Here is a 473-nt window from a genome sequence, read left to right on the forward strand (position 1 = left end):
CGACTCCTCGATGTAATTCATCGTTTCGGAGGTGCCCGCCGCAGTCAGGTAGCTTACCGCTTTCCGCTGCTTCAAATTATAATTTGTCACAAAGACATTACGATAGGAATCCGTTAAACTTTTTTGTTGGCCCCAAGCATCATAACCCACCGTTATTTCATTAGAAAGCGCATCTTTTTGATAGATGGGTCTGCCCATATCGTCATAGTGATACTGGGTGAACACCCACTTTCCAGCGTTATCATCCAAGTGTTCCTCTAAAAGAGCCAAACCCATTCCGTTATAAAGTACATTTGCATAGGTTTTAACCACGCTGTTATTCGATAACTGAGTGACAGTTCGGATAGAGTCCACTTTTAAGACCGGCATTCCCGTATTGACAGCATCAAAGTTTGCGGAACTTGTATTATAGTAGTTGTACTCTACGACCTCGCTGAACACTTCTCCGTTGGCGTTGGAGCGATTTGGATATC

General features: G+C 43.8%; 1 pseudogene. It reads right to left on the reverse strand.

What is annotated here, in order from left to right:
- A pseudogene (locus ACQ76X_RS36265) lies at positions 1-473 on the reverse strand (RHS repeat protein); the annotation flags it as partial.

The organism is Paenibacillus sp. IHBB 3054 (genome assembly GCF_051594305.1).
GTDB lineage: Bacteria > Bacillota > Bacilli > Paenibacillales > Paenibacillaceae > Paenibacillus_AQ.